The following is a 2,109-nucleotide window of genomic DNA, read 5'->3' as shown; positions in this document are numbered from 1 at the left end:
GATCAGCTCCAGCGCGTTCACGGGGAGCCAGTCGCCGACCTCGCCGGCGGCGTCGTCCCGGGAGAACAGGTGCGGGGCCAGTTCGGCCTGGATCTGCGCCGGGGTGGGCCGGTGCTCGGGCGAGGGCCGCATGCAGGCGCGGACCAGGTCCATCAGCTCGCGCGGCATCCCGGACAGGTCCGGCTCCTCGCGCAGCAGCTGGAACACCGTCTCGACCGGGTTGGAGCCACTGAAGGGCGGGTGCCCGGTCGCGCAGAACACCATCAGCGAGCCGAGCGAGAAGACGTCGCTGGCGCCCCGGACGTTACGGCTGTCCTTGGCCTGCTCGGGGGACATGTAGGCAGGGGTGCCGACCGCGACGTTGGTCATGGTGAGCCGGGTGCTGGAGACGCCGGAGGCGATGCCGAAGTCGATCACCTTCGGGCCGTCCTCGACCACCAGCACGTTGGAGGGCTTGAGGTCCCGGTGGATCAGCCCGGCCGCGTGGATCGACTGCAGCGCCTCGGCGATGCCCGCGATCAGCCAGCGGGTGGCGTCCACCGGCAGCGGACCGCACTCCTCGACCAGGTCCTCCAGCGAGGGGGCCGGGATGTACGCGGTGGCCAGCCAGGGCACCCGGGCGTCCGCGTCGGCGTCCACCACGGCCGCGGTGTAGAAACCGCCGACCGTCTTGGCCGCCTCGATCTCGCGGGCGAAGCGGACGCGGAACAGCTCGTCCTCGGCCAGTTCCCCCCGGACGGTCTTGATGGCCACCCGCCGGCCGGAGGCGGAGCGCGCCAGGTAGACCAGCCCCATCCCACCCGCGCCGAGCCGCCCCAGCACCTCGAAGGGCCCGATCCGCCTCGGATCGTGCGCCGTCAGCTGGTCCACTCCGCTGCCACCTCCCCGTTTTCCGCACCCGCCGCGTGGTGCCGGACCCGATTCTCCAATGCCGCCCGGCCCATCTCCAACCTCCCCCGCCCAGAGCCGACGGCCGCCCCGGGAGCGCCGCCGTCCGGCCGGTGATGACGGAACGGCCGGATTCTGACGCCCGTTCCGGCCGCGGCTTGCACCCGGACGCCCGGACCCTCCCCTTCGGCGCCGATCTTCCGACGCCGCCAGTCGTCACGCTCTGTCACTCGATCACCCCTCAGCGGACTCGCCGTCACGCTGTGGGGTCAAAGGCACACGGGGGGGCTTCAACGACGCCTGCGGAGCGCGGTGAATATCCGTCCGAAGTGGTTCATGCCCCTATAGCAACCCCCCGTGCGGAGTAATAGTCGCATCACCGAATCGCGCCAAGATCGTGCCACGGTAAGCTGACGGCATGACAGGACAAGTTCGCACCGTCGACGGTCGCGTCGCCGGGCGACGCGGACAGGAAACGCGGCAGAAGCTGCTCGACTGCCTCCGCGAGATGCTCAGCACGTCGCCGTACCGGGACGTCAAGGTCATCGACGTCGCCCGTATGGCGGGTACCTCCCCCGCGACCTTCTACCAGTACTTCCCGGATGTCGAGGGCGCTGTCCTCGAAATCGCCGAGGAAATGGCCAAGGACGCCGACACCCTCAAAGAGCTGGTGGCCGGAAAGTCCTGGGCAGGGAAGTCCGGTCCGACCACTTCGGAAGAACTGGTCGACGGATTCCTCGCCTTCTGGCGCAAGAACGACGCCATTCTCCGAGTGGTCACGCTCGGTGCCGCCGAAGGGGACAAGCGGTTCTTCAAGATCCGCATGACGGTCCTCAACGCGGTCGCCAAGCCGCTCGCGGAGGCCGTCAAGGAACTCCAGGCGAAGGGCCAAGCCGACAAGTCGCTCGACCCGAACGCCGTCGCCGGGGCCCTGGTCTCGCTGCTCGCCTCGGCGGCCGAGCACCAGAAGGCCTTCACCGCCTGGGGCGTCAAGGTCAAGGACCTCAAGCCCAACCTCGCTCCCCTGGTGTACCTGGGCGTCACCGGCAAGAAGCCGCCCAAGTAGACCATCCGCTCAACCGACCATCCGCTCCGCGCGCAGCCCCGGCCTCCTGTCCGGGGTACGACGGACGGCGGCCGTGTCCTCGGGGGAGGTCCGCCGACGTACCGCACGCGCGCCAGACATGCCGGTGGGCGGGCACCCCTCACACAGGGTGCCCG

At 70.0% G+C, this 2,109-nt stretch carries 2 protein-coding genes; one reads left to right on the top strand and one right to left on the bottom strand.

Annotated elements, in window-relative coordinates; translation table 11 throughout:
* A partial coding sequence (locus ACFV6I_RS39335) for a serine/threonine-protein kinase (RefSeq protein WP_380431067.1) occupies positions 1-870 on the bottom strand: 870 nt, incomplete at its 3' end.
* Between the two features lie 436 nt (positions 871-1,306).
* On the opposite strand from ACFV6I_RS39335, the gene ACFV6I_RS39330 reads away from it, so the two are divergent.
* Positions 1,307-1,954 carry a TetR family transcriptional regulator gene (locus tag ACFV6I_RS39330; RefSeq protein WP_063348895.1) on the top strand — a complete coding sequence of 216 codons (648 nt, stop codon included), beginning with the start codon at positions 1,307-1,309 and terminating at the stop codon, positions 1,952-1,954.
* Positions 1,955-2,109: the final 155 nt, after the last annotated feature.

The sequence above is a fragment of the Kitasatospora sp. NPDC059803 genome (assembly GCF_042732255.1).
GTDB lineage: Bacteria > Actinomycetota > Actinomycetes > Streptomycetales > Streptomycetaceae > Kitasatospora.
The sequence above is the reverse complement of the archived record's forward strand: the minus strand, read 5'-3'. Positions and strand labels throughout refer to the sequence as shown.

Bases quoted from the DNA above. Each gene is read 5' to 3' on its own strand.
- ACFV6I_RS39330 (WP_063348895.1), top strand. From the start codon at position 1,307: ATGACAGGACAAGTTCGCACCGTCGACGGTCGCGTCGCCGGGCGACGC.